Origin of the sequence: Cellulosimicrobium sp. SJTW-1, from assembly GCF_047716875.1 — a bacterium.
Taxonomy (GTDB): domain Bacteria; phylum Actinomycetota; class Actinomycetes; order Actinomycetales; family Cellulomonadaceae; genus Cellulosimicrobium; species Cellulosimicrobium funkei.
In genome coordinates, this window is the sequence record NZ_CP136680.1 from 1,426,580 (window position 1) to 1,452,753 (window position 26,174).

The following is a 26,174-nucleotide window of genomic DNA, read 5'->3' on the forward strand; positions in this document are numbered from 1 at the left end:
GGCCGTCGCGGCCCGGAAACGCGCCCGTACCGGCCAGTATCAACTCGGTAACGATCACCTGCCGCAACCGGGCAAGGGGGAGATCCTTCGCAACTTGCTGGGTAGCGTGGCCTCAAACCGTGGTGGGCATGCCCGTCCACGCGCGCCGACCCCCGGGCGAGCGCGCGAGCGACGGGGCGGCCGAGGGGCGATCGACGCCCGCTCGTCCGCGCCCACCATCCCTTGGAGGAGGAACATTGAAGATCAGGCGCACGAGTGCCGCCCTGGCCGTGACGGTCACGGGGGCGCTGCTGTTCTCGGCGTGCAGCGGCACGTCGGGTGAGGGCGAGACCGACGGCGGCGACGACGCGGGCATCAACACCGCGACCGCCGTCACCGTCGCGTGGGAGGCTCCGCTCAACGAGCTCAACCTGAGCTCCCAGAACGGCAACGCGACGCAGAACGCCGTCATCAACTACATGCTCAACTCGGGCTTCAGCTACTACGACGCCGACCTGAACATCGTCAAGGACGAGTCGTTCGGCACGTACGAGAAGCTCTCGGACGACCCGCTGACGGTGAAGTACACGTTCGGTGACGACACCAAGTGGTCGGACGGCACGCCGGTCGACGCGACGGAGATCCTGCTGGACTGGGCCGGTCAGTCCGGCAAGTTCAACACGGTCGAGGCCCAGACGGACGAAGAGGGCAACGTCACGAACCAGGCCGAGGTGGACGCCGGTGTCTACTTCGACGGCTCGGACCCGGGCGTCGCGCTCATCTCGCAGAACCCCGAGATCTCGGACAACAACAAGTCGATCACCGTCGTGTACGACAAGCCGTTCGGTGACTGGGAGCTCAGCTGGACGAACGAGTTCGTCCCGGCGCACGTCGTGGGCCAGAAGGCGCTCGAGATCGAGGACCCGGAGGAGGCCAAGGCCGCCGTCCGCGACGCGATCCTCAACAACGACACCGCGGCGCTGGCGAAGATCTCGAAGTTCTGGAACGAGGGCTTCGAGTTTACCTCGCTGCCGGACGACCCGTCGCTCTACGTCTCCAACGGCGCCTACACGCTGGAGGAGTACAAGGAGAACCAGTACCTCACGCTCAAGGCGAACCCGGACTTCAAGGGCAAGAACAAGGGCTCGGTCGAGACGATCACGGTCCGGTACATCGACGACCCGATGGCCCAGGTCCAGGCGCTCGAGAACGGTGAGGTCGACCTGATCGGCCCGCAGGCCTCCGCGGACGTCCGCACGGCGCTCGAGGGCCTCGACGGCGTCGAGACCCACTCGGGCATCGAGGGCACGTACGAGCACGTCGACCTGGTCTTCCAGAACGGTGGTCCGTTCGACGCCAACACCTACGGTGGCGACGCCGAGAAGGCCAAGGCCGTGCGCCAGGCGTTCCTGCTGACGATCCCGCGCCAGACGATCGTCGACAACCTCATCAAGCCGCTGAACCCGGACGCCGAGGTGCGCAACTCGAACATCCTGCTCCCGGGGTCGCCGAACTACGACCAGATGGTCGCCGAGAACGGCTCCGACTTCTACCCGCCGGCGGGTGACATCGAGAAGGCGAAGCAGCTGCTCGCCGACGCCGGCGTCGCCACCCCGGTCAAGGTGCGCTTCGCGTACAACAACGAGAACACGCGTCGCGTGAACGAGCTCGCGCTCATCACCGACACCGCGGCGCAGGCCGGCTTCGAGATCGTCGACACGGGCCGCCCGGCCGCCGAGTGGGGCACGCTCCTCGCCACCGGCCAGGACCAGTACGACGCGTCGCTCTTCGGCTGGCAGTCGACCTCGACCGCGGTCACCGAGTCGGACGCGAACTTCCGCTGGGCGCCGAACCCGGGCGTCAACAACTACGGCAAGTACAACAACCCTGCCGTGGACGCCGCGCTCGACAAGCTCCAGGTCTCGACGGACCCGGAGGAGCAGTTCCAGCTCCAGCTCGAGGTCGAGAAGAACCTCTGGGCCGACGGCTTCGGCGTGACGATCTTCCAGTTCCCCGCCATCCAGGGCTGGGACGAGAACCTGAAGGGCGTCGAGTCGATCACGATCAGCCCGACGATCTTCCACGGGTTCTGGAACTGGACGTTCGAGGGCTGAGTGCCCTGAGTCCGTGACGCGCCCTGCCGCCGCCCCGTGCGGCGGCAGGGTCGTCCAGGTGTGAGACCGGGGGTCCCGGCGGCTTTCCGCCCGGGGCCCCCGGTCCTCGCGTGCACCCGCCCCGACGCCCAGACCCGCGGCGTCCCGGGCCCTCGGTTCACGACCACGCGAGACCCGCGCGTAGAATCGACCGGCCCCTGACCCGGGGTCCCTACCGACCAGCGAGGTAAGACCTCCGATGTTCTCCTTCATCTCGCGGCGTGTGCTGGCAGGGTTGGCGACCCTCCTCGTGTCCACGTTCGCGATGTACCTGCTCGTCGACGCCGCGATCCGGCCGTACATCTTCGCGGATCTCGAGTCGAGCACGAAGCCCAACAAGGCCCAGCTGATCGCCCAGCGCACCGCCGACCTCGATCTCGACACCCCGTCGGTGATCCGCTACTTCAAGTGGCTCGGCGACTTCGTGACCGGTGACCTCGGCACGGCCTGGCAGAGTGGCCAGTCCGTCTCGACCCTGCTCCAGGGCGCGGTCATCTCGACGATCCAGCTCGTCGCCGCCGCGACCGTCCTTGCCGTGGTCTTCGGCGTCATGGTCGGCATCGTCAGCGCGCTGCGGCAGTACAGCACCTTCGACTACCTGACGATCTTCGTCTCGTTCGTGCTCTACTCGCTCCCGGCCTTCTGGGTCGCCGTCCTGCTCAAGCAGTGGGGCGCGATCGGCTTCAACGACTTCCTCCGCGACCCGAACCTCTCGATCCTCGTGATCGTGGGCATCGGCGCGATCTCCGGCCTGCTGTGGTCCCTCGCCTTCGGCGGGACCGCGCGGCGGCGGCTCACGGTCTTCGGCCTGGGCTTCGCGGCGAGCGCGCTCGCGCTGCTCTACCTGCAGCTCTCCGGCTGGTGGGAGAAGCCGAACCTCGGGCCGGTCATCATCGTCGTTACGGGCGCCGCGCTGGCCTTCGCCATCACCGCGCTCGTCTCGGGCCTGAAGAACCGCCGCGCCCTGTACGCGTCGCTCACCACGGTCCTGATCGGGGTCGTCGTCTACTTCCCGATCCAGTCGGTCCTCAAGCAGGTCGACAACTGGTGGATCGTGCTGGTGCTCGCCGTGGTCACCGTCGGCGTCGGCATCGGGGTCGGGTACGCGTGGGGCGGTCCCGACAAGGGCGTGTCCGCGCGTGCTGCGGCCATCACCGCGTTCCTCGTCGGGTCCATGGTCTTCGTCGACAAGGTGATGTCGGTCTGGCCCGCGTACTTCGGCGCACCGGCGATCAACGGCCGGCCCATCCCGACGATCGGCAACAGCACGCCGAACCTCGGCGGCAACTTCTGGGTGCAGGTCCTCGACCAGTACACCCACCTGCTGCTCCCGACGATCGCGCTCGTGCTCATCCAGTTCGCCGGGTACACCCGCTACTCGCGCGCGAGCATGCTCGAGGTGATGAGCCAGGACTACATCCGCACGGCGCGGGCGAAGGGTCTGCCGGAGCGGACCGTCGTCATGCGCCATGGGTTCCGCAACACGCTGATCCCGCTCGCGACGATCGTCCCGATCGACGTCATCACGCTCCTGGGCGGCGCGATCATCACCGAGAAGGTGTTCGCCCGGCCCGGCATGGGCCTGCTCTTCCTCAACGCGCTGCAACGCGGCGAGATCGACCCCGTCATGGCGTACCTCGTCATCGTCGCGGCCCTCGCCATCATCGCCAACATCGTGGCTGACCTCATCTACGCAGCCCTCGACCCGCGGATCCGGGTGAACGCATGACCAACACACCGAACGACGCGTCGCAGAGCGGCGCGGTCGAGAACCAGATCGAGCTGCGCGAGGTCGAGGGCCTGTCCCAGGGCCAGATCGTCCGCCGTCGCTTCTTCCACCACAAGGGCGCCGTGGTCGCGCTCGTCGTGCTGATCGGCATCGTCGCGCTCGCGATCACCTCGATCGGCATCGGCGGCTGGCAGGGCTGGTACGCCTACAAGCCCTCCGGGCAGGGGTCCACGTACCCCCTGGTCAACGGCGGTGCACCGTCCGAGGCGCACATCTTCGGCCAGGACGAGGCAGGTCGTGACGTGTTCGCCCGCGTCATGCAGGGCACCCAGACCTCGTTGCTCGTCGTGCTCTCCGTCGGCGTCATCGCGACGATCGCGGGCGTCCTCGTCGGGGCGCTCTCCGGGTACTACCGCGGTCGTACCGACTCGTGGCTGATGCGGTTCACGGACCTCATCATCACGATGCCGGTCATCGTCATCGGTGCGGTGCTGGCCCTGCTCTCGGGCGGCAGCAACGCGCTCATCCTCGGGGCGTTCCTCGGGCTCGTGCTGTGGCCGCCGCTCGCGCGCCTCGTGCGCGGCGAGTTCCTCTCGCTGCGCGAGCGCGAGTTCGTCGACGCCGCCCGGGTCGCGGGCGCGAGCGACCGGCGGATCATCTTCAAGCACATGCTGCCGAACGCGGTCGGCGTGATCATCGTCAACGTCACGCTGCTCATGAGCTCGGCGATCCTGCTGGAGACCGCGCTGAGCTACCTCGGCGTCGGCATCCAGGCGCCGGCGACCTCGCTCGGCAAGCTCATCAGCGACTACCAGGAGGCGTTCGCGACGCGTCCGTGGCTGTTCTGGTGGCCGGGTCTGTTCATCGTCGCCATCGCGCTGTGCGTCAACTTCATCGGTGACGGCCTGCGCGACGCGTTCGACCCCCGTCAGAAGCGCATCCCCTCGGAGCGCAAGATGGCCCGTGCGAAGCGCGTCGCCCGCCCGACGGCCGCCACGGCGCCGAGCGCGACCGGCGAGGCCGGGGCCAGCTGATGACCGCCGTCGTCGCCGCCCGCCCGGGAGGTCGTGGACCTCTCGGGCGGCGCGGCGCGCCGCGGTCAGGCGGTGAGCGCCACGACCGTCCCCACCGCGAGCGCGCCCAGCACGGCGAGCTGCACGACGTGCCACGTCGTGCGGGCGCCGGGGGCGCCCTGGACCGCCCGGTCGAGGTGGCCGGCCGCCGTGAGCATCGCGTGGCGCTGCGTCACGGCGTCGGCCACGGCCTCGGCGCTCGCGCCGGTGACCACCTGCTCCTGGCCGACGGCGCGCCGTCGCGAGCTGCGCAGCCAGCGGGCCGTGCCGCTCGAGCGGGGCGCGGACCACGCGGTCACGCGTCCGCCGGCGTAGCGCACCTCGAGCGAGTAGCGGGTGTCGACGCCCTCGTACGCCGTCCACGGCACGTGCACGGTGCGCGTGACGTTGCGGACCTCGACCCCGCCGTCGGACACCTCGACGGCGGGACGCCAGAACAGCATCCAGACGAGGTACGTCACGAGCGCGGCGGGCACCAGTGCGCCGACGACCGCGCCGACGTCCCCCGTCAGGGCCGTGCTCACGCCCAGGGCGACGGCGACGACGCCCGTCGCCACCGTGAGAACTCGGCCGTACGTCGAACGGAAGACCAGCGTGGGACCCATGCGCCCATGCTCGCAGAGTCGCGGCGCCACGAGCGCCGGCTCCGGCAGGAAGGACACTGATCAGCGTGGCCATCGAGACGTCTCCCGCGGCCCCGGCCGCGCGCCAGGGCAGCCCCGTGCTGACCGTGCGCAACCTCGGCGTGGACTTCTACGTCGACAAGGCCTGGTACCCCGCGGCCGCGGACGTGAGCTACGACCTCCACTCCGGTGAGGTCCTCGCGATCGTCGGCGAGTCCGGCTCGGGCAAGTCCCAGTCGTCGCTCGCGCTGCTGGGCCTGCTCCCGCCGAACGGCCGCGCCAGCGGCTCGGCCAAGCTCGGCGACCGCGAGCTCATCGGCATGTCGCACGGCTCGCTGCGGCACGTCCGCGGCAAGGAGATCTCCATGATCTTCCAGGAGCCGATGACGGCGCTGAACCCCGTCTACACGGTGGGCTTCCAGATCGTCGAGACCATCCGGACGCACTTCAACGTCGGTCCCGCGGACGCGAAGAAGCGCGCGATCGAGCTCCTGCGGCTCGTCGAGATCCCCGAGCCCGAGCGCCGGTTCGACGCGTACCCGCACCAGCTCTCCGGCGGTCAGCGCCAGCGCGCGATGATCGCGCAGGCCCTCGCGTGCGACCCGAAGCTCCTCGTCGCCGACGAGCCCACCACGGCGCTCGACGTCACGGTCCAGGCGGAGATCCTCAAGCTCCTGCGCGACCTGCGCTACCGCGTCGACGCGGCGATCATCCTCATCACGCACGACATGGGCGTGGTCGCCGACATGGCGGACTCGATCATGGTCATGAAGGACGGCCAGGTCGTCGAGCGCGGCACGTCGGCCGAGATCTTCGGCAACCCGCAGCACCCGTACACGGTGCGCCTCCTCGAGGCCGTGCCGCACCTCGGCTCCAAGCGCGGCACGACGACCGCCACGGACCGCGTGCCCGCGGGCGCCCCGGTCCCGGAGCGGCCGCTCGTGCTCGACGCGCAGGACATGGTCATCGAGTACCCGGGCCGCGGCCGGCAGGCGGCGTTCCGGGCGGTCGACGAGGTCTCGCTCCAGATCCACCAGGGCGAGGTCGTCGGCCTGGTCGGCGAGTCCGGCTCCGGCAAGACGACGATCGGCCGCGCGGCCGTGGGTCTGCTGCCCGTCACGGGCGGCTCGCTGAAGATCGTCGGGACGGACATGGTGGGCGCCCGGCCCAAGGACCTCAGGCCGCTGCGCACCGAGGTCGGCATCGTGTTCCAGGACCCGGGGTCGTCGCTCAACCCGCGCCTGCCCATCGGCGAGTCGATCGGTGAGCCGCTCATGCTGCACAAGGGCGTCAAGGGCAAGGAGCTCAGTCGTGAGGTCGAGCGCCTGCTCGACCAGGTCGAGCTTCCCCGGGCGATGCGCAACCGCTACCCGCACGAGCTCTCGGGCGGTCAGCGCCAGCGCGTCGGCATCGCGCGGGCGCTCTCGCTCGAGCCGAAGCTGCTCGTCGCGGACGAGCCGACGTCGGCCCTCGACGTGTCGGTCCAGGCGAGGGTCCTCGACCTGTTCACCGACCTGCAGCGCGAGCACGGGTTCGCGTGCCTGTTCATCTCGCACGACCTCGCGGTCGTGGAGCTGCTGTCCGACCGCATCGCCGTGATGCACAAGGGCAAGCTCGTCGAGGTGGGCGACACGTCGCAGATCGTGCACGAGCCGAAGCACGCGTACACGCAGCGCCTGCTCGCCGCCGTCCCCGTCCCGGACCCGGCCGCGCAGCGCGAGCGCCGCGCCGCGCGCGACGCCCTCCTCGAGGCCGCCGCCCGCGACATCGCGAACGACGAGGTGTCCTCGCTGGCGGACGAGGAGCGCGCGCTCGCAGCGGCGCGCGAGGACGTGGACCACGAGCGCAGCGCCCCGCCCACCGCGGGCGCCGGCTTCTGACCGCACGCTCCACGGCTCGCTGAGCCCTCACGACGCCCCGGGGGCGGCCGCGCACGCGGCCGCCCCCGGGGCGTTCCCGCTGCCAGGACCGGCGCTGCTGCTGCCGGGGCGGGCGTTCCGGTTGCCGGGGCCCGCGCGTCCGACAAGCCTTGAGACCATGAACGCCCCGCACCACGAGACGCCCCGCGAGCCAGCACGTGACGAGGAGGCCGCGCCAGCGCCCGACGGGGGAGGGGCCGACGCGCCCCGCGACGAGGGCGCCGCGACGACCGGCGCCGCGACGACCGACGCCGCGACGGCCGATGCCGTGGCGACGGACGCCGTCGGGCCGGGCACCGGCTCCGCGCCGGTCGTGTCCTCGCACGATCCCGACGCCCCGCGGACGGGTCGGCCGGACCCGCGCGTCTTCTACCCGGCGGCGGGCATCATCCTGGTCTTCGTCCTGCTCACGGTGCTGTTCACGGACACCGTCACGTCCGTCATGGAGACCCTGCAGTCGGACGTGATCGGCGCCTTCGGGTGGTACTACGTCATCGTCGTCGCCGGCTTCGTGGTCTTCTCGCTGTGGATGGGTCTGAGCCGGTTCGGCGACATCGTGCTCGGCAAGGACGAGGAGACCCCGCTCTTCCGCCTGCCCGTGTGGTTCGCGATGCTGTTCGCCACCGGGATGGGTATCGGCCTCGTCTACTGGGGCGTCGCCGAGCCGCTCTCGCACTACGTGAACCCGAAGCCCGGCGTCGAGGGGAGCGACGCGTCGCTCGCGCAGGCCGCGATGGGGCAGAGCTACCTGCACTGGGGCATCCACGCGTGGGCGATCTACGTCGTCGCGGGCCTCGCGCTCGCGTACGCGATCCACCGCAAGGGCCGCCCCGTCTCGATCCGCTGGGCGCTCGAGCCGTTGTTCGGCGAGCGCGTGAAGGGACGCCTCGGCGACGTCATCGACATCGTCGCGATCATCGGCACCGTCTTCGGGGTCGCGACGTCGCTCGGGTTCGGCGTGCTCCAGATCTCCGCCGGGCTCGGCTACCTCGACGTGGTCGAGCCGAGCACCGCGCTCGAGATCGGGCTCATCGCCGCGATCACGGCCCTCGCCACGCTCTCCGTCGTCTCGGGCCTGGGCAAGGGCATCAAGTGGCTGTCGAACGGCAACATGGTCCTCGCCGGCGTCGTGCTGGCGCTCGTGCTGGTTCTCGGCCCGACGCTGTTCCTCCTGCGCGAGTGGGTCCAGTCGCTCGGCTACTACCTGCAGAACGTCGTGCGCCTCACGTTCGACACCACCGCCTTCCAGGGCCAGGCCGGCCTCGAGTGGCAGTCGCAGTGGACGATCTTCTACTGGGGCTGGTGGATCTCCTGGGCCCCCTTCGTCGGGGTGTTCATCGCCCGGATCTCGCGCGGTCGCACGGTCCGCGAGTTCGTCCTCGGCACCCTCCTCGTCCCGACGATCGTCACGACGCTCTGGTTCTCCGTGTTCGGCGGGTCGGCGCTGTACCGCGAGCTCATGGAGCCCGGCAGCATGCTCGTCGACGGCGAGGTCGACACGGACACCGCGCTCTTCCAGCTGTTCGACGGCCTGCCTCTCGGGAACGTCCTCGCGGTGGTGGGGATCGTGCTCATCGTCATCTTCTTCGTGACGTCGTCCGACTCCGGCTCGCTCGTCGTCGACATGCTCGCGAGCGGGGGGAACCCGAACCCGCCCACCTGGAGCCGCATCTTCTGGGCGGGCACCTCGGGGCTGCTGGCCATCGCGCTCCTGCTCGCGGGCGGCCTCCAGGCGTTGCAGACGGCGGCGATCCTCATCGCGCTGCCGTTCTCCGTGGTGATGATCGGGATGGCCGTGTCCACGGTGCGCGCGCTGCGGGTCGAGCACGCCGCGATCCTGCGGGCGGAGCGCCGCGCGGCGCGCGCCGCGCTCACGGAGCACGTGACGACGCGCGTGTCGGAGTCGATCTCCGAGCAGTGGGAGGAGCTGTACCCCGACCGCCCCGACCGGTGGCGCGCGCTCGTGCGCCGACCGCGGCGCAAGACGCCCTCCTGAGGAGGCACCTCCGAACGGCGCACGACGGCGGGCATGGTGTCCCGAGCGCGGACCCGGTAGGATAGCCGGGCCCGGGTGACGGCCCGTGCTCCGTGATGCTGCGGCGGGCCGAGCCCGCCGTCGTGCGCGCTGAGGTGGCCGGCCGTCGTCGCCCCTCGTACCCCACGAAATGAGAACCGTAGATGTCTGTGCGCTCCGACCTGCGCAACGTGGCGATCGTCGCCCACGTCGACCACGGCAAGACCACGCTCGTCGACGCGATGCTGCGCCAGTCCGGCGCCTTCTCCGCGCACCAGCACGTGGACGAGCGCGTCATGGACTCCGGTGACCTCGAGCGCGAGAAGGGCATCACCATCCTCGCGAAGAACACCGCGGTGCGGTACGCCGGCCCGGCGGCCGCCGCGGTGGGCGAGCCCGACGGCATCACGATCAACGTCATCGACACCCCGGGCCACGCCGACTTCGGCGGCGAGGTCGAGCGCGGCCTGTCCATGGTCGACGGCGTCGTGCTGCTCGTGGACGCGAGCGAGGGCCCGCTCCCGCAGACCCGGTTCGTGCTCCGCAAGGCGCTCGCGGCGAAGCTCCCGGTGATCATCGTCGTCAACAAGGTCGACCGGCCCGACTCGCGCATCACCGAGGTCGTCGCCGAGGCGACGGACCTGCTGCTGGGCCTCGCGTCCGACCTCGCGGACGACGTGCCGGACCTCGACCTCGACGCGATCCTCGACGTCCCGGTCGTCTACGCGTCCGCGAAGGCCGGCCGCGCGTCGCTCGACCAGCCGCTGGACGGTCAGCTCCCCTCGAACGAGGACCTCGAGCCGCTCTTCACGACGATCCTCGAGAAGATCCCCGCCCCGACGTACGACGAGGGCGCGCCGCTCCAGGCGCACGTGACGAACCTCGACGCGTCGCCGTTCCTCGGTCGCCTCGCGCTCCTGCGCATCTTCAACGGCGAGCTGCGCAAGGGCCAGGTCGTCGCGTGGGCGCGCCACGACGGCACGCTCCAGAGCGTGAAGATCACCGAGCTGCTGGAGACGAAGGCGCTCGACCGCGTCCCCACGGACAAGGCCCGGCCCGGCGACATCGTCGCGGTCGCGGGCATCGCCGACATCACGATCGGCGAGACGCTCACCGACCCCGACGACCCGCGCCCGCTGCCGCTCATCACCGTCGACGACCCGGCCATCTCGATGACCATCGGCATCAACACCTCGCCGCTCGCGGGCAAGGGCGGCAAGGGCCACAAGGTCACGGCCCGCCAGGTCAAGGACCGCCTCGACGCCGAGCTCGTGGGCAACGTGTCGCTGCGCGTGCTCCCGACCGACCGCCCCGACGCGTGGGAGGTCCAGGGCCGCGGCGAGCTCGCGCTGGCGATCCTCGTCGAGCAGATGCGCCGCGAGGGCTTCGAGCTCACGGTCGGCAAGCCGCAGGTCGTCACGCGCACGATCGACGGCAAGACGCACGAGCCGATGGAGCGCATGACCATCGACGTCCCCGAGGAGTACCTCGGCGCGGTCACCCAGCTCCTCGCCCAGCGCAAGGGCCGCATGGAGACCATGTCGAACCACGGCACGGGCTGGATCCGCATGGAGTTCATGGTCCCGGCGCGTGGCCTCATCGGGTTCCGCACGCGGTTCCTCACCGAGACGCGCGGCACCGGCATCGCGTCGTCGATCTCCGAGGGCTACGAGCCGTGGGCCGGCGCGATCGAGACCCGCACCACGGGCTCGCTCGTCGCCGACCGCGCGGGCAAGGTGACGCCGTTCGCGATGATCAACCTCCAGGAGCGCGGCTCGTTCTTCGTCGATCCCACGCAGGAGGTGTACGAGGGCATGATCGTCGGCGAGAACTCGCGCAACGAGGACATGGACGTGAACATCACCAAGGAGAAGAAGCTCACGAACATGCGGTCCTCGACGGCCGACAACTTCGAGAACCTCGTCCCGCCGCGCCACCTCACGCTCGAGGAGTCGCTGGAGTTCGCGCGCGAGGACGAGTGCGTCGAGGTCACGCCCGAGGTCGTCCGCATCCGCAAGGTCGTCCTCGACCAGACCGAGCGCGCCCGCGCGGTCTCGCGCGCGAAGCGCGCCTGACGCCACCCCCGGGGTGACCGTCCCGCAGAGCCCGCAGGCCGCCGTCGTGCCCGACGGCGGCCTGCTGGCCGTCCATGCCCATCCCGACGACGAGACCCTGGCGACGGGCGCGCTGCTCGCGACCTGGGCCCGCGCGGGCGAGCCGGTCACCGTCGTGACGTGCACGCGGGGCGAGCGGGGCGAGGTGATCGACACCCCTGCGCACCCGACGGGCGTCGGGCACCTCGAGGGCGACGGGCCCGCGCTCGCGGCGTTCCGCGAGACCGAGCTCGCCCGCGCGCTCGCCGCGCTGGGTGTGCGGGACCACGTCTTCCTCGACACCGTCACGAGCCCGGTCGAGCCGTCCGACGGCGGCGCGACCGTGCGGTTCGAGGACTCGGGCATGGCCTGGGTCGCGCCGGGCGTGGCCGGCGGGGTCGCGACCGAGCAGCTCCCGCCGCGCGCGTTCGTCGGCGTCCCGCTCGACGAGGCCGCCGCCCGCCTGGCGGCGGTGGTCCGGGACCGGCGTCCCGCCGTCGTGGCGACGTACGAGGCGGGCGGCGGCTACGGCCACCCCGACCACGTCCGGGCCCACGATGTCACGGTCCGCGCGCTCGAGCTCCTCGCCGCGGACGGCGAGCCGCTGCCCGCGCTGTGGCAGGTCGTCGCCCCCGAGACCACGGTGCGCGCGGCACGCCGCGCCCTCGCCGAGCACCCCGGCGCGCTCGAGCTGCTCGCGGCCGACGCGCGGCTCACGCTCCCGGATCCGGACGAGGCGCTGCCCCCGCTCGCGCGTCCCGACGCGTCGCTGCCCGCGCTCGTGAGCGTGCCGGTGGGGCCCGTGCTCGACGACGTGCTCGGCGCGATGCGCGCGCACGCGACACAGGTCCAGCACGTGACGGCCGCCGCGGGGGGCGAGCCGGTGCTGCTCGGGTGGTACGCCCTGAGCAACGACGTGCTGGCGCCCGTCCCTTCACACGAGTTCTACGCTCCCTCCGGCCCTGCTCTCCCGGGCGACCAGGTCCCGCCCGGACCCACGCGTTAGCCTGGGGCCCGTGGAGACCGGTACGGGGCGGCTCGTGGGCCGCGGGGTGGCGTGCGCGCTCGTGGGCGCGCTCGTCGGGCTCGTCGGCACGGTCGCGCACCGGGCGCACCTCCTGGGCGTCGACCTCCCGGGCGGGGCCGGGCTCGGCATCGTGCTCGCCCTGCTCACCGTCCTCGCGGCGGCCACCCTGGCCCGCGCCTGGGGCGGGATGGCGGGTCTCCTGGGCTTCGGCATCGGGTGGGTCGTCGTCGTGCAGCTCCTCTCGCTCGAGGGGCCGGGAGGCGACGTGCTCGTCCCGAGCGAGCCCGTCGGGTACGTCTGGATCTACGGCGGCATGCTCGTGGTCGCCGCGGCGGCCTTCCTGCCCCGGTCGTGGTTCAGCGACCGCCCGGTCCGCACGGCCCAGCACGGGCGTCCCACCAGGCACGACGGACCCGAGAACCCCCTCGCGTCCCGCTAGTATTCGCCGTGCGGATCCCCGCACACCCCTCGTCGTCGCGCGGACCGCCGCGCGCCTTTCGTCACGGAGACAGTGGATGGGTCAGCCGACCGACCGAGACGCCGATCTCGACTCCCCTCAGGACGCCGTGCCGGAGCCCGCCGAGACGGTCGAGCCCGCGGCTCCCGAGACGGCGTCCGGCCTCGACGCGCAGCGTACCGACGCTACCGGCGACGTCGCCCCGGGCGCTCCCACGCCGACGGACGAGCCCACGAGCGCGTCGACGGACACCGCCCCGGACGGTCCCGCCCCCGCCGCGCCAGCGGACCCCGCCCCCGCCGCGCCTGCGGACACCGCCCCCGCCGCGCCTGCGGACCCCGGTCCCGCGGGTGCCGGCCCGGCCGAGCCTGGCCCCGCACCCGGAGCGACCCCGGCGGACGACGCGCCGACGTCCGTGGAGCCGTCGGCGGACGACGCGCCGGCCACCGGCGCAGCCACCGCCGACGCGTCCGCGGCTGGCTCTCCCGCCGCGGAGAGCCGCCCGGAGGTCGCCTCCTCGGGGCCGGTCGCCGCTGCGGAGCCGCTCGTGACCTCGGAGTCTGTCGCGGTCCCCGAGCAGACGGCCGCCGCCCCCGAGCAGACGGCCGCGCAGCCCACCGCCGTCTCGGAGCAGGGCTCCGCGGTGCCGGACGACGCGAGCCCGGCACCCGCCGCGTCGTCAGACGCTGTGGATGCGAGCCCGGCCACCCACGCGGCGCCCGCAGCCGCGGCGGACGAGGCGCCCACCGAGACCCAGGTGACGACCGGCACGGACGCGCACGCCGGCGCTCCGGTGAGCGCCGCCGTGGAGCCCGACGCCCAGGGCACCCGGGTCGAGCGCGGTCCCGACGCGTCCGTCGCGGAGTCGCCCGGCGCGGACGCGTCCGCGCCGGGCGGGTCGACGGCCGACCCGACCGAGGCGAGCGGCGAGCCGACGTCGACCACCCCCCACGCGCCGGTCGCCGGCGCTGCCGAGAGCCCGGCCACTGTCGGCCACGCGGACGGCGGCACCACGGCCGAGAGCAGCCCGCGGACGGTGGGCGCTCCCGGCGGCAGCGGTGCGGACGAGGCCGACGAGGAGCCGTACGTCCCGCGCGTGTTCGCGTTCGACCCGGACGTCCCGGCGGTTCTCGTCCCCGCACCGGGCGCACAGGCCGACTCCCCGGCCGCCCCGGCCGCGGGCACCGCCGACCGGGAGGCCCCGGCACCCGTCGCCCACACCTCGGTCGCCCCGGACACCACGCCCTCGGACGACACGGCCTCGGACGACACGGCCTCCGTCGCGACGGCCGCGGACGCCTCGTCCGCGAGCAGCGCGACACCGGACGACGCGACGTCGGCCGACCGGTCGGCCGCCGCGACCGGGGGAGACCCGGCCGACGAGCGCGCGGCCGAGCGGACCGCCGTCGTGCCCGTGGTGCCGACGCCGGCGGACGGCCCGGCTCGTCCCGCGGGCGAGGGGAGCGACGCCGCACCCGACGCGACGCAGGTGATCCCACCCGTCGACCCGTGGTCGCGGCCCGCGCCCGTCGTGCGCACGTCGATCCTGTCGCCCGCGTCCCCCGACGAGCCGGCGAGCCCGGCGCCGGACGCCGCCGGCGCGACCGCTCCGACGGAGGCCACCGCAGGGGCCCCGGCCGAGAGCTCCGGTGCGACGGCCCCGGCGACTGCCGCGGGGACCGCCGCACCCAGCGCGTTCACGCCGGTCCCGCCCGACGACTCGCGCGAGGCCTCGCCCTTCGAGGGCTTCGACGAGGACGGGCCGCGGCGCGGCTGGGCCCGCGGGCTGCTGTGGACGGGGATCGCCGTCCTGGTCCTGGGCGGCCTGTACACCGGCGCCCAGTGGTTCTACTCCGACAAGGTCCCGAGCGGGACGAGCGTCGCCGGCGTCGACGTCGGTGGCCTGTCCCGGACGGCGGCCGAGGACCGGCTCGAGTCGGAGCTCGGGCCGCGCGCGGCCGAGCCGATCACGCTCGCGGCGGGCGAAGCGAGCACGACGCTCGACCCGGCGACGGCGGGCCTGACCTTCGACGCCGCGGGGACGGCCGAGGAGCTCACGTCGTTCTCGATGAACCCGGCGCGCCTGTGGCAGCACCTGTTCGGCGGCAAGGACGCGGAGCCCCTGGTCACGGTCGACGACGCGGCCCTCGACGCCCAGGTCGAGGCGCTGCGCGGCAGCCTGGAGATCGAGCCCGTGGACGGGGCCGTGCAGTTCGTCGACGGCGCGCCCACGAGCACGCCGGCCGCGGACGGCTCGGCGCTCGTCACGGACGAGGTGCCCGCGACCATCGCGGAGAGCTGGCTCGTCACCGACGGGCCGGTCGAGCTGCCCACCGAGCCCGTCGAGCCCACGATCACGCAGGACGAGACGGACGCCGCGCTCGCCCTGGCGGAGAAGGTCGTGTCCGCGCCCGTCGTCGTCTCCGTCGGCGGCCAGTCGCCGGAGCTGCCCCCCGAGGCGCTCGCCGCGGCCGCCTCCTTCGCGGCGACGGACGGCGTCCTCACGCTGACCTTCGACGGCCCGGCGCTCGTGCAGTCCGTGGTCGACCGGACGAACGACCTGCTCACCGCGGCCGACGACGCGCACTTCGTGTTCCGGGACGGCGCGCCGGTGATCGAGGGCGGCCAGCCCGGCACGACGATCGACCCGGCGGCCATCGCGACGGCCGTCACGACGGCCGCCTCGGGCGACGAGCGCACGGCGACGGTCGAGCTCGTCGAGTCGGACCCGGAGCAGTCGGTCGCGGCGCTCGAGGCGCTGGGGATCAAGGAGAAGGTGTCGGAGTTCTCGACGCCCGTCCCCAACGTCCCCGTCCGCACCGCGAACCTGAAGCGCGGGGCGGAGAAGGTGAACGGGACGCTCGTCAAGCCGGGGGAGACCTTCTCGCTCGTCGACACGCTCTCGCCCATCACGCTCGAGGGCGGCTACTACGCGGCCGGCATCGTCGAGAGCGGGCGCCACACCGAGGGCGTCGGCGGCGGCCTGTCGCAGATGGCCACGACCACGTACAACGCGGGCTTCTTCGCAGGGCTCGAGGACGTCGAGCACCGCCCGCACAGCTACTGGTTCGAGCGCTACCCCGCGGGCCGCGAGGCGACGATCTTCGTGGGCTCGATCGACATGAAGTTCAAGAACGACACCCCGTACGGCGTCCTCATGCAGTCCTGGGTCGGCGGCGGACAGCTGCACGTCGCGGTCTGGAGCACCAAGTACTACGACGTCGAGACGTCGTCGAGCGGCAAGTCGAACGTGGTCCAGCCGACGACCGTCACGCACTCGGGCGCCGACTGCGCCCCGACGCCCGCGGGCAGCCCCGGCTTCTCCATCACGAACTACCGCAAGGTCTACCGCGAGGGCGAGCTCGTCAAGGACGAGTCCTACCGGTGGACCTACAAGCCGGACAACGCGGTCGTCTGCGAGTAGACCCGGTCCACCCACACACCACGGAGGTCCCATGCTCGGACGCAGCGAACGGGAGTCGGGAGCGCAGGCGCTGCTCGCGGCCACGGCGGCGGGATGGGTCGACGGCGACCCGACGGAGGCGCTGCTCGACCTCGGGTCGACGACGGCGACGCTGTCGACCGTCGCGAGCATCGACGCGCTGGCCGCCGTCGTGCACCTGGGCCACCCGGCACAGCCGTCGCACGAGCTCGAGCGCGCGCTGCTCGCGGCGCCGCCGTCGCTCGTGCTGACCGGCGCGTCGGCGGTGCCGTCGCAGTGGGTCTGGGTCGGCCGGTCGACGGCGGCCCGCGACCTGACGGGGCACGTGGTGGTCGACGAGGCGGGCATGCGCGACCGGCGCCACGTGCTGCGCACGATGGGCGTCAGCCCGTCGCTCGTCCCGACCCGCACCACGCTGGAGGAGCGGGTCGCGCTCGCCGGCGCCGACGGCAGCCTCGTCGTGGAGCGCTCGGTGGCCCACGGGCCGCTCGCCGCGCTCGGCTATGCCGAGCTCCCGGGGAGCGAGCTCCTCGGCGAGGGCGCGCCCGTCTGGTACGGGCTGCTGGAGAGCCGCGACGCGGCGCCGCGGGCGGAGGGCGTCGCCCAGGTGTGGCTCGCGTTCGGGCCCCGGGACGACCACCGCGGCTCGCTCCAGGAGACGCTCGCGCTCGTCGCCGCGGCCGGGATCGACCTGCAGCACCTGCGCAGCCACCGCTCGCAGGCGGGCCCGCACATCTTCTTCTGCGCGTTCTCGTGCCCCGACGCGACGACGCTCGACGCCCTCGTCACGGGGTTCGGGGAGCGGGGCGTCGCGCACCGGGTGCTCGCGGTCCTGCCCGGGCAGGAGTTCGTGCCCGGCCCGGACGCGCTCGAGCCGCGCTGGGCGACCGCCCCCGACCCCGTCCACGCGTGAGCGTCGGGTACCTCGGCCCCGAGGGGTCGTTCACCCACCAGGCGGCGGCCGCGTGGTCGGCCGAGCACGGCCCGGTGGGTGCCGGGCTCGCGGCCCGCGAGACCGTCGCGGACGTCTTCGCGGGCGTGGCCGCGGGCGAGCACGAGCGGGGCGTCGTCGCGATCGAGAACACGGTCGAGGGGTACGTCGTGCCCTCGCTCGACGCGATCGTGGGGAGCGCGAGCGTCGTCGCGGTCGACGAGGTCGTGCTCGACATCTCGTTCGACGCGTTCGCGCGCCCGGGCCACGGCGACCTCACCGAGGTCACGGCGCACCCGCACGGCCTCGCGCAGTGCCAGGGCTTCGTGCGCCGGACGGGCCTCGTCCCGGTCGCGGCGTCGTCGAACGCCGCGGCGTGCCGCGACGCCGGGCCGCACCAGGTCGCCCTCGGCCCGACGATCTGCGGTGAGCTCTACGGCCTGGAGACGGTCGAGCGCGCGGTCGAGGACTTCGCGGGCGCGCGCACGCGGTTCCTCGTGCTGGCGCCGCGTGCGGAGGCCGCCGCGGCGCTCGGCCGGGCGCGCAGCAGCGGCGAGACGACGTGGCGCACGATGCTCGCGGTCACGCCCGTCGTCACGGGCCCCGGGGTGCTCGCCCGCATCACGCAATCCTTCGGCGCACGGCGCGTCAACCTGTCGAGCCTCATCACCCGGCCGCTCAAGGCCGTCGCGGGCACCTACGCGTTCGTCCTCGTGGTCGACGGCGCGCCCTGGGACGTGCCGGTGCGTGCGGTCCTGGAGGACCTCGTCCGGGCCGGGGACGCGCTCAAGACGCTCGGGGTCGTCCCGGCGCGCGGCGAGCTCGACGGGGCGGTGCGCGCCGACGTCGACGCCGCGCACGTCCCGGTCGGGAGCGTCGACGCGTCGACCGGCGCGGCGGGCCTCGCGACGGGGCTGCTGTGGTGACCGCCGCGGGCGCCGCGCCGGAGCCGGGCACGTCCCGCGCGGTGGTCCGGGTCGGCGTCGTCGGCCTCGGTCTCGTCGGCGGCTCGGTCGCCCGGCTCCTGCACGAGCGGGGCGTCGAGGTGACCGGCTACGACGCCACGGCGACCACGCGCGCGGCGGCGCGCGCCGCCGGCCTGCGCGTGGTCGGCGACGTCGCGGAGGTCTGCGCCGACGAGCCGGACGTCCTCGTGCTCGCCGTGCCGCTGCGCGCCATGCGGGCGGTGGCGGCCGACGTCGCCCGGCACGTGCGGGGCGCGACGGTCGTGACGGACGTCGGGAGCGTCAAGGGCGCGGTGCGCGACGCCGTCCGGTCCGCCGGGCTCGACGCCCGGTACGTCGGGGCGCACCCCATGGCCGGGACGGAGCACTCGGGCTTCGAGGCGTCGGACCCCGCGATGCTCGCGGGCGCGCGCTGGGCCGTGACGGTGGACGCGACCACGCGACCGGACGCGTTCACGAGCGTGCTGCGGCTCGTCACGGGCCCGCTCGGCGGCACGGTGCACGTGCTCACCGACGACGTCCACGACGAGTCCACCGCGCTGGTCAGCCACGTCCCGCACGTCCTGGCCACCGAGCTCCTGGGCGTCGTCGCCGACGCGCCCGTGCGCGACGTCGCGCTGGGTCTCGCCGCGGGCAGCTTCCGCGACGCGACGCGCGTGGGGCGCACCGACCCGCGCCGGACGGAGGCCATGGTCACGGACAACGCCGTGTGGGTCGCGTCCGCGCTGCGCGTCGTCGTGCGCGACCTCGAGCAGCTCGTGCGCGCGCTGGAGACCAACGCGCCCGTGGGGGAGTTCTTCGACCGGCCCGACCCCGTGCGCGCCGCGACGGGCGGCACCGGCGAGCCCGTGCGCGTCGACCTCGACGACGCGGGCACCTGGCGCGAGACGCTCACCGCGGCGGGGGCGCGCGGCGCCGTCGTCGTGGACGTCGAGGACCGGGCGGTCGTCGTCGCCTGAGGTGCGACCGCGGTCCCGGCGTCGCCCGGGGCGGGTCACGTCGTCGCCGGGCCCCGTCGCGAGGCCCCGTCGACCGGTCGTCCGTCGGGCCCGGTCGTCAGTCCGGGCGCGACGCGGGCCGTCGCGGTGGCCGCGGCGGGACCGGCTTGCCGGCCACGATCGCGTCGAGCGGCACGGAGACCAGGGGAGGGGCGTCGTCGCGCGGGCCGTGGCCGCGGTGCGGCGGGGCGCTGCCGCCCGCGTCCTCGCGCAGCACGAGCGTGGTCGCGGTGGTCTCCACGACCACCCCGATCACGTCGGTGAGGGGCTTGCCCGCGGCGGCCGCGTCGTCGGGCGAGAGCCTGCGGCGGACGACGACCCGCGTCCCCGGCGCCCACGTCGTCCAGGGCGAGTCGGGCACGCGGCGGCTCCTCGGGTCGTGTGACGTTCGTCCACGGGCTGGTCAGAGAGGGTCGGGCACCGCCCGACCTGAGCGATACTAGTCGTGCATGTCCCTGTCATGACCTCGCCCCTCGCCGGGCCGGGTCCGGACGAACCCAGAAAGGTACTCGGTCGTGACTTACGTGATCGCCCAGCCGTGCGTGGACGTCAAGGACAAGGCGTGCATCGAGGAATGTCCTGTCGACTGCATCTACGAGGGCAAGCGGTCGCTCTACATCCACCCGGACGAGTGCGTCGACTGCGGCGCGTGCGAGCCGGTCTGCCCCGTCGAGGCGATCTACTACGAGGACGACGTGCCGACGGAGTGGAGCGACTACTACCGCGCCAACGTCGAGTTCTTCGACGACCTCGGCTCGCCCGGCGGCGCCGCGAAGATGGGTCTCATCGAGAAGGACGACCCGATGATCGCCGCCCTGCCGCCGCAGGCCTGAGCCTCCGGCGCCGGCGCTCGTGGGACTCGCCGACCTCTCCGGTCTCGCCTATCCCTGGGACACGCTGACCCCGTACGCGGAGCGCGCGCGAGCGCACCCCCGCGGCGTGGTCGACCTCTCCATCGGCACGCCGGTGGACCCGACCCCCGCCGTGGTGCGCGACGCGCTCGCCGCCGGGTCCGACGCGCACGGCTACCCGACGACGCACGGGACGCCCGCACTGCGCGAGGCGGTCTCCGCGTGGTTCGCCCGCCGTCGCGGCGTCCCCGGCCTCGACCCCGACGCCGTGCTCCCCACCGTCGGGAGCAAGGAGCTCGTCGGGCTGCTGCCCTCGCTCCTGCGGCTCGGGCCCGGCGACGTCGTCGTGCACCCGCGGACGGCGTACCCCACCTACGACGTCGGCGCGCGCCTCGCGGGCGCGACGTCCCTCGCGACGGACGACGTCGACGCGTGGGCCGGGCGCGACGACGTGCGGCTGGTCTGGGTCAACTCGCCGAGCAACCCGACGGGCCGGGTGCTCGATGCCGCGCACCTCGCGCGCGTCGTCGCCGCAGCCCGCGAGATCGGCGCGGTCGTCGCGAGCGACGAGTGCTACGCGGAGCTCGCGTGGACCGAGCCCTTCACGACGACCGGTGTCCCGAGCCTGCTCGACCCGGCGGTGTGCGGCGGGTCGCACGACGGCCTGCTCGTCACCTACTCGCTCTCCAAGCAGTCGAGCATGGCGGGCTACCGCGCGGCGTTCGTGGCCGGGGACGCGGCGCTCGTCGCGGACCTGCTCGCGACCCGCAAGCACCTCGGCATGATCGTCCCCGCACCGGTCCAGGCCGCGATGGTCGCGGCCCTGTCCGACGACGCGCACGTCGCCGCGCAGCGGGACGTCTACGCACGCCGCCGCGAGGTGCTCGTCGAGGCCCTCACCGGCGCGGGCCTCGTGATCGACCACTCCGAGGCGGGCCTGTACCTGTGGACGCGGCCCGCCGACGAGGCGGCCGGCGACTGCTGGCTGACGGTCTCCGCCCTCGCGGACCGGGGCGTCCTCGTCGGGCCCGGGGCGTTCTACGGGACCGAGGGTGCGGGGCACGTGCGCGTCGCCCTCACCGCGACCGACGAGCGGGTCCACGAGGCCGCGGCTCGACTCTCCGGAGGCCTCCCGCTGGCGTGACCTGGATCACAGCGGGTGTGGTGTTCTCGTGACGGTTCCTGATTGGTCACGTGCGGGTGAGGCGGGGTACGGTCGACCGCGCGGCAACGGCGCGAGCAGCAGCAGGAAGGGAACCATGACCACCACTCAGCAGGCGAAGGTCCGCCTCCTCGTCGACGACCAGGCGCAGGACCTGCCCGTGGTCGCGGCGACCGAGGGCAACGACGGCATCGTCGTGTCCTCCTTGCTCAAGTCGACCGGCCTCGTGACCGTCGACCCCGGCTTCATGAACACCGCGTCGTGCGAGTCGAGCATCACGTACATCGACGGCGAGGCCGGCATCCTCCGGTACCGCGGCTACCCGATCGAGCAGCTCGCCGAGCGGTCGAGCTTCCTCGAGGTCGCCTACCTCCTCATCCACGGCGAGCTTCCCGACGCCGCGACGCTCGACGCCTTCGTCGAGCGCGTCAACCGGCACACGCTCGTGCACGAGGACTTCCGCACGTTCATGGGCACGTTCCCGCGCAACGCGCACCCCATGGCGGTGCTGTCGTCCGCGATCAACGCGCTGTCCACGTTCTACCCCGAGTCGCTCGACCCGTTCGACGACGAGACGGTCGAGCTCGCGACGGTCCTGCTCCTCGCGAAGTCGCGCACCATCACGTCGTACCTGCACCGCCGCCGCGTCGGCGAGCCGCTGCTCTACCCGGACTACTCGCGCGGGTACGTCGACGACTTCCTGCGCATGACGTTCGCGACGCCGTACCAGCAGTACGAGGCCGACCCGGTCGTGGTCGACGCGCTCGACAAGCTGCTCATCCTGCACGCCGACCACGAGCAGAACTGCTCGACCTCGACGGTCCGCGTCGTCGGGTCCTCGCACGCGAACCTCTACGCGTCCGTCGCGGCCGGGGTCAACGCGCTCTCGGGCCCGCTGCACGGCGGCGCGAACGAGTCGGTGCTCACCATGCTCGACAAGATCGCGGGCGCGGAGTACGACGTCGACACCTTCATGAAGAAGGTGAAGAACAAGGAGGACGGCGTCCGCCTCATGGGCTTCGGCCACCGGGTCTACAAGAACTACGACCCGCGCGCGGCGATCGTCAAGAAGTCGGCCGACGCCGTGCTCTCCACCCTCGGCAAGAAGGACCAGCTCCTCGACATCGCCATGGGCCTCGAGGAGATCGCGCTCAACGACGACTACTTCATCGAGCGCAAGCTCTACCCCAACGTGGACTTCTACACGGGCCTCATCTACAAGGCCATGGGCTTCTCGCCCGCCATGTTCACGCCGCTCTTCGCGCTGGGCCGCATGCCCGGCTGGATCGCGCAGTGGCGCGAGATGATGAAGGACCCGCAGACCAAGATCGGCCGCCCGCGCCAGGTCTACGTCGGCGAGACCGAGCGCGACTACGTCGCCGTCTCCGACCGCTGACGCCCGTCCACCGAGACGCCGCGCCGCTCACCCCACGGTGAGCGACGCGGCGTCTCGTCGTCCGCCCGGCGGCTACCCCCGGGACGAGACGCGAGACGTGGCCCCGACGCGGGGTGCGTGAGGGGCCACTTCTCCCGTCTCGGCGAGGCACCGTCCGCGACACCGCGCCGGCGCGGGCCGACGGCGGTCGGTCAGGACGCGTCGGGGACGGCGACGTGGACGCGCAGGACGCCCGGGTCGAGCGGGGCGAGGTCGGCCGGGTCGGGGGTCGTCCACGTCGCGCCGTCGCGCGACCAGCGGCGGTCGCCGACCTCGACGGCGACGACGTTCGTGGCGTCCGCCGTCGCCACGGCCCACTGGGCGACGGCCCACGCCGACCGCTCGACGCCGCCGTCCTCCGCGGCGCCGGGGAGCGCGGACGCGTCGACCACGACCAGGCCCCCGTCCCCGCCGTCCGACGGGGCGACGCGGACGGCGTCCCCGAGGTCGCGCGCGACGCGCTCCCGGAACGGCTCGGCCGGGTCGCCGTCGGCCGGGACCTCCTCCGCCGGGACCGCCGCGAGGTCGCACGTGAGCGACGCGGGCGACCAGCCGGTCAGCGCGGAGGCCCACGCGCGCGAGCGGGGCTCGTGCTGCGCGTACGCGTCGGGGAACGCGGACCGCTGGACGGTCTGCGCGGCGACGGTGACCTCCATGCCCTCGTAGCCCTCGACCGTCTCGAGCGCGTCGTAGAACGTGTTGGTCGAGTAGACCGGGTCCATGATCTCCGCGACGGTGCCCCACCCCTGCGAGGGGCGCTGCTGGAACAGGCCGACGGAGTCGCGGTCGCCGTAGTCGATGTTGACGAGCCGCGACTCCTGCAGCGCGGTCGCGAGCCCGATGGTGGCGGCGCGGGCGGGCAGCCCGCGCCGCACGGTGGCCCCGGTGATCAGCGCCGCGTTGTCGGCCTGCGTCACGGAGAGGTACCACGTGCGGCCGTCGGCGGTCGCGGCGCAGCGCTCCGCGACGGGCGTCGCGTCGTCGAGCCGGTTGAGCGCGACCACGACCGCGCCGACCCCCACCGCGGCCACCGTGACGAGGGTGACCGCGGTGCGCAGGGGGCGTCGGCGCGAACGGACGCGCCCCGGCGCCGGGGCGTTCGGGGAGCGCGGGGGCTGCGTCGTCGTCATCGTCGAGGCGGGGCGTGCTCGGCAGGGGCCGGTCAGTTCGCGTGCAGCGCGGCGTTGAGCTCGACGCCCGCGCCGGTCCGCGAGACCGCCTCGACCCCGCCGGTCAGCGAGTTGCGCCGGAAGAGGATGCCGGACCGGCCGGCGAGGTCGCGCGCCTTGACGACGAGCGGCTCGCCCGAGGCGTCCTGCTGCCCGAGGACCGTCACCTTGGTCCCGGCGGTGACGTACAGGCCGGACTCCACGACGCAGTCGTCGCCGAGCGGGATGCCGAGGCCCGCGTTCGCGCCGAGCAGGGAACGCTGCCCGACCGAGATGACCTCGCGGCCGCCGCCGGACAGCGTGCCCATGATCGACGCGCCGCCGCCCACGTCGGAGCCGTCGCCCACGACGACGCCCGCCGAGATGCGACCCTCGACCATCGACGTGCCGAGCGTGCCCGCGTTGAAGTTCACGAAGCCCTCGTGCATCACGGTCGTGCCGGCCGCGAGGTGGGCCCCGAGGCGCACGCGGTCCGCGTCGGCGATGCGGACGCCCGACGGGACGACGTAGTCCACCATGCGGGGGAACTTGTCGACGCCGAGCACGGTCACGGGCTGGCCGGTCGCGCGCAGGCGCAGGCGCGTCTCCTCGAAGCCGTCGACGGCGCACGGGCCGTGGTTCGTCCACACGACGTTCGTCAGCACGCCGAAGAGGCCGTCGAGGTTCAGGCCGTGCGGCACGACGAGACGGTGGGAGAGCAGGTGCAGGCGCAGGTAGGCGTCGGCGGTGTCGGCGGGGGCGGCGTCGAGGTCGATCTCGGTCCGCACCACGACGACGTCCACGCCGCGCAGCTCGTCGCGCTCGGCGAGCGCGTCGAGGGACGCGGGGACGGCGGCGTCCGCCGGGGCGGCGCCGAGCTCCGGCGCGGGGTACCAGACGTCGAGGGTCGTGCCGTCGTCGGTGACGGTCGCCAGGCCGTAGCCCCACGCCGTACGCGGCTCGGACGCGCCCGCCGAGGGGGCGGGCGCGGGGGTCGCAGAAGTCATGCGCCCACCCTATCCGGCACCGGTAGGGTGCTGGCGTGACGTCTCCCACCCCTGGTACCGGACCCGTGCTCGACCTCCGCGGCGACCTCGTCGCCCTGTTCCGCGCGGTGTGCGACGTGCCGTCCGTGAGCGGGGACGAGCGCGCGCTCGCGGACGCGGTCGAGGCCGCGCTGAGCACGGTCGCGCACCTGGAGGTCGTCCGCGACGGCGACACGGTCGTCGCGCGCACGGCGCTCGGCCGGGAGCGGCGCGTCGTCGTCGCGGGCCACCTCGACACGGTGCCGCTCACGGTCCCGCCGAACCTGCCGACGCGCGTCGTCGGCGAGGGCGCGCACGCCGAGGTCTGGGGCCGCGGCACGGTCGACATGAAGGGCGGCGTCGCCGTCGCGCTCGCGCTCGCCGCGGAGCTCGACGCCCCGGCGCAGGACGTCACGTGGGTCTTCTACGACAACGAGGAGGTCGCGGCGGACCTCAACGGGCTCGGGCGCCTCGCGCGCAACCGCCCGGACCTGCTGGAGGCGGACTTCGCGGTGCTCGGGGAGCCCACGTCCGCCGGCCTCGAGGGCGGGTGCAACGGGACGCTGCGCGCCGAGGTGCGCGTGCCGGGCGTCGCGGCCCACTCCGCGCGCTCCTGGACGGGGACCAACGCGATCCACGCCGCGCACGAGGTGCTGGACCGCCTGGCCGCGTACGTCCCCCAGGAGATCGAGGTCGACGGCCTCGTGTACCGGGAGGGCATGAACGCCGTCGGCATCACGGGGGGCATCGCGGGCAACGTCGTGCCCGACGAGTGCGTCGTCACGGTGAACTTCCGGTTCGCCCCCTCCCGCAGCGTGGCCGAGGCCGAGCAGCACGTCCGCGACCTCTTCACCGGGTTCGCGGTCACGCTCACCGACGCGGCGCCCGGCGCGCGGCCCGGCCTCGACGACCCGCTCGCGGCGGACTTCGCGGCGGCCGTCCTCGGCGTGACCGGAGGGGCGCCGGCCCCGAAGTACGGCTGGACCGACGTCGCGCGCTTCGCCGAGCTCGGCGTCCCGGCGGTGAACTTCGGCCCCGGGGACCCGCTGCTCGCGCACAAGGACGACGAGCGGTGCCCCGTCGGGCAGCTCGCGCTGTGCCGCGACGCGCTCCGTGCGTGGCTGACGGCCGCCCCTGCGGCATAGGCTCG

General features: G+C 73.5%; 20 protein-coding genes. 16 read left to right on the forward strand and 4 right to left on the reverse strand.

Annotated elements, in window-relative coordinates:
* Positions 1-236: 236 nt before the first annotated feature.
* The 3 genes from RSE42_RS06440 to RSE42_RS06450 all read left to right on the forward strand — a co-directional run bounded on the left by RSE42_RS06440 (position 237) and on the right by RSE42_RS06450 (position 4,895).
* Entirely contained in the window at positions 237-2,093 is a 1,857-nt protein-coding gene (locus RSE42_RS06440) for an ABC transporter family substrate-binding protein (RefSeq protein ID WP_415298283.1), read from the forward strand.
* A gap of 238 nt (positions 2,094-2,331) precedes the next feature.
* Positions 2,332-3,861 carry an ABC transporter permease gene (locus tag RSE42_RS06445; protein WP_021482266.1) on the forward strand — a complete coding sequence of 510 codons (1,530 nt, stop codon included), beginning with the start codon at positions 2,332-2,334 and terminating at the stop codon, positions 3,859-3,861.
* The gene (locus RSE42_RS06450) at positions 3,858-4,895 is read left to right on the forward strand and encodes an ABC transporter permease (RefSeq protein ID WP_085388268.1); all 1,038 of its coding nucleotides are present in this window, start codon (positions 3,858-3,860) and stop codon (positions 4,893-4,895) included. The genes RSE42_RS06445 and RSE42_RS06450 overlap by 4 nt, the downstream gene beginning before the upstream one ends.
* A gap of 65 nt (positions 4,896-4,960) precedes the next feature.
* Here the strand turns inward: RSE42_RS06450 and RSE42_RS06455 are convergent, their stop codons facing one another.
* Positions 4,961-5,539, reverse strand: a complete 579-nt coding sequence (locus RSE42_RS06455; protein ID WP_081599989.1) for a PH domain-containing protein — start codon at positions 5,537-5,539, stop codon at positions 4,961-4,963.
* Positions 5,540-5,604: 65 nt separating this feature from the next.
* Between RSE42_RS06455 and RSE42_RS06460 the strand changes: the two genes are divergently transcribed.
* The 9 genes from RSE42_RS06460 (at position 5,605) to RSE42_RS06500 (ending at position 19,364) form a co-directional block, all read left to right on the forward strand.
* Positions 5,605-7,437 carry an ABC transporter ATP-binding protein gene (locus RSE42_RS06460; RefSeq protein WP_228485270.1) on the forward strand — a complete coding sequence of 611 codons (1,833 nt, stop codon included), beginning with the start codon at positions 5,605-5,607 and terminating at the stop codon, positions 7,435-7,437.
* Between the two features lie 157 nt (positions 7,438-7,594).
* On the forward strand, positions 7,595-9,472 hold the full coding sequence (locus RSE42_RS06465) for a BCCT family transporter (RefSeq protein WP_415298287.1): 1,878 nt from the start codon (positions 7,595-7,597) through the stop codon (positions 9,470-9,472).
* Between the two features lie 182 nt (positions 9,473-9,654).
* A complete protein-coding gene (typA, locus tag RSE42_RS06470) occupies positions 9,655-11,565 on the forward strand; it encodes a translational GTPase TypA (RefSeq protein ID WP_021479795.1) in 1,911 nt (636 codons plus the stop codon).
* A gap of 13 nt (positions 11,566-11,578) precedes the next feature.
* On the forward strand, positions 11,579-12,589 hold the full coding sequence (locus RSE42_RS06475) for a PIG-L family deacetylase (RefSeq protein ID WP_415298289.1): 1,011 nt from the start codon (positions 11,579-11,581) through the stop codon (positions 12,587-12,589).
* A gap of 10 nt (positions 12,590-12,599) precedes the next feature.
* A complete protein-coding gene (locus RSE42_RS06480) occupies positions 12,600-13,049 on the forward strand; it encodes a hypothetical protein (protein ID WP_185981318.1) in 450 nt (149 codons plus the stop codon).
* A gap of 565 nt (positions 13,050-13,614) precedes the next feature.
* Entirely contained in the window at positions 13,615-16,491 is a 2,877-nt protein-coding gene (locus RSE42_RS06485; RefSeq protein WP_415298291.1) for a VanW family protein, read from the forward strand.
* A gap of 31 nt (positions 16,492-16,522) precedes the next feature.
* Entirely contained in the window at positions 16,523-17,422 is a 900-nt protein-coding gene (locus tag RSE42_RS06490) for a hypothetical protein (protein WP_086151501.1), read from the forward strand.
* Positions 17,419-18,366 carry a prephenate dehydratase gene (locus tag RSE42_RS06495; RefSeq protein WP_415298293.1) on the forward strand — a complete coding sequence of 316 codons (948 nt, stop codon included), beginning with the start codon at positions 17,419-17,421 and terminating at the stop codon, positions 18,364-18,366. Before RSE42_RS06490 ends, RSE42_RS06495 begins: the two co-directional genes overlap by 4 nt.
* Complete coding sequence (locus tag RSE42_RS06500; protein WP_415298294.1) at positions 18,363-19,364, forward strand: prephenate dehydrogenase; 1,002 nt, start codon at positions 18,363-18,365, stop codon at positions 19,362-19,364. Before RSE42_RS06495 ends, RSE42_RS06500 begins: the two co-directional genes overlap by 4 nt.
* Before the next feature lie 97 nt (positions 19,365-19,461).
* On the opposite strand, the gene RSE42_RS06505 is transcribed toward RSE42_RS06500, so the two are convergent.
* Entirely contained in the window at positions 19,462-19,764 is a 303-nt protein-coding gene (locus RSE42_RS06505) for a hypothetical protein (protein ID WP_034651460.1), read from the reverse strand.
* Between the two features lie 154 nt (positions 19,765-19,918).
* On the opposite strand from RSE42_RS06505, the gene fdxA reads away from it, so the two are divergent.
* The 3 genes from fdxA (at position 19,919) to RSE42_RS06520 (ending at position 22,812) form a co-directional block, all read left to right on the forward strand.
* Positions 19,919-20,236 carry a ferredoxin gene (gene fdxA, locus RSE42_RS06510; protein ID WP_024841122.1) on the forward strand — a complete coding sequence of 106 codons (318 nt, stop codon included), beginning with the start codon at positions 19,919-19,921 and terminating at the stop codon, positions 20,234-20,236.
* A 19-nt stretch (positions 20,237-20,255) separates the two neighbouring features.
* Entirely contained in the window at positions 20,256-21,398 is a 1,143-nt protein-coding gene (gene dapC / locus RSE42_RS06515) for a succinyldiaminopimelate transaminase (protein WP_415298296.1), read from the forward strand.
* A gap of 115 nt (positions 21,399-21,513) precedes the next feature.
* A complete protein-coding gene (locus RSE42_RS06520) occupies positions 21,514-22,812 on the forward strand; it encodes a citrate synthase (protein ID WP_021482791.1) in 1,299 nt (432 codons plus the stop codon).
* A 191-nt stretch (positions 22,813-23,003) separates the two neighbouring features.
* Here RSE42_RS06520 and RSE42_RS06525 read toward each other — a convergent pair whose 3' ends face one another.
* The gene (locus RSE42_RS06525) at positions 23,004-23,981 is read right to left on the reverse strand and encodes a hypothetical protein (RefSeq protein WP_415298298.1); all 978 of its coding nucleotides are present in this window, start codon (positions 23,979-23,981) and stop codon (positions 23,004-23,006) included.
* Positions 23,982-24,013: 32 nt separating this feature from the next.
* On the reverse strand, positions 24,014-25,006 hold the full coding sequence (gene dapD, locus RSE42_RS06530) for a 2,3,4,5-tetrahydropyridine-2,6-dicarboxylate N-succinyltransferase (RefSeq protein WP_415298300.1): 993 nt from the start codon (positions 25,004-25,006) through the stop codon (positions 24,014-24,016).
* Between the two features lie 35 nt (positions 25,007-25,041).
* Here dapD and dapE point away from each other — a divergent pair, with 35 nt between their 5' ends.
* A complete protein-coding gene (dapE, locus tag RSE42_RS06535) occupies positions 25,042-26,169 on the forward strand; it encodes a succinyl-diaminopimelate desuccinylase (protein ID WP_249355854.1) in 1,128 nt (375 codons plus the stop codon).
* The last annotated feature ends 5 nt before the right edge of the window (positions 26,170-26,174 follow it).

What these genes read in the sequence shown, in the direction of transcription:
- RSE42_RS06490 (WP_086151501.1), top strand. Translation starts at nt 16,523, where the DNA reads ATGCTCGGACGCAGCGAACGGGAGTCGGGAGCGCAGGCGCTGCTCGCG.
- RSE42_RS06465 (WP_415298287.1), top strand. Translation starts at nt 7,595, where the DNA reads ATGAACGCCCCGCACCACGAGACGCCCCGCGAGCCAGCACGTGACGAG.
- RSE42_RS06445 (WP_021482266.1), top strand. Translation starts at nt 2,332, where the DNA reads ATGTTCTCCTTCATCTCGCGGCGTGTGCTGGCAGGGTTGGCGACCCTC.
- RSE42_RS06520 (WP_021482791.1), top strand. Translation starts at nt 21,514, where the DNA reads ATGACCACCACTCAGCAGGCGAAGGTCCGCCTCCTCGTCGACGACCAG.
- RSE42_RS06455 (WP_081599989.1), bottom strand. Translation starts at nt 5,539, where the DNA reads ATGGGTCCCACGCTGGTCTTCCGTTCGACGTACGGCCGAGTTCTCACG.
- typA (WP_021479795.1), top strand. Translation starts at nt 9,655, where the DNA reads ATGTCTGTGCGCTCCGACCTGCGCAACGTGGCGATCGTCGCCCACGTC.
- RSE42_RS06450 (WP_085388268.1), top strand. Translation starts at nt 3,858, where the DNA reads ATGACCAACACACCGAACGACGCGTCGCAGAGCGGCGCGGTCGAGAAC.
- RSE42_RS06525 (WP_415298298.1), bottom strand. Translation starts at nt 23,981, where the DNA reads ATGACGACGACGCAGCCCCCGCGCTCCCCGAACGCCCCGGCGCCGGGG.
- dapD (WP_415298300.1), bottom strand. Translation starts at nt 25,006, where the DNA reads ATGACTTCTGCGACCCCCGCGCCCGCCCCCTCGGCGGGCGCGTCCGAG.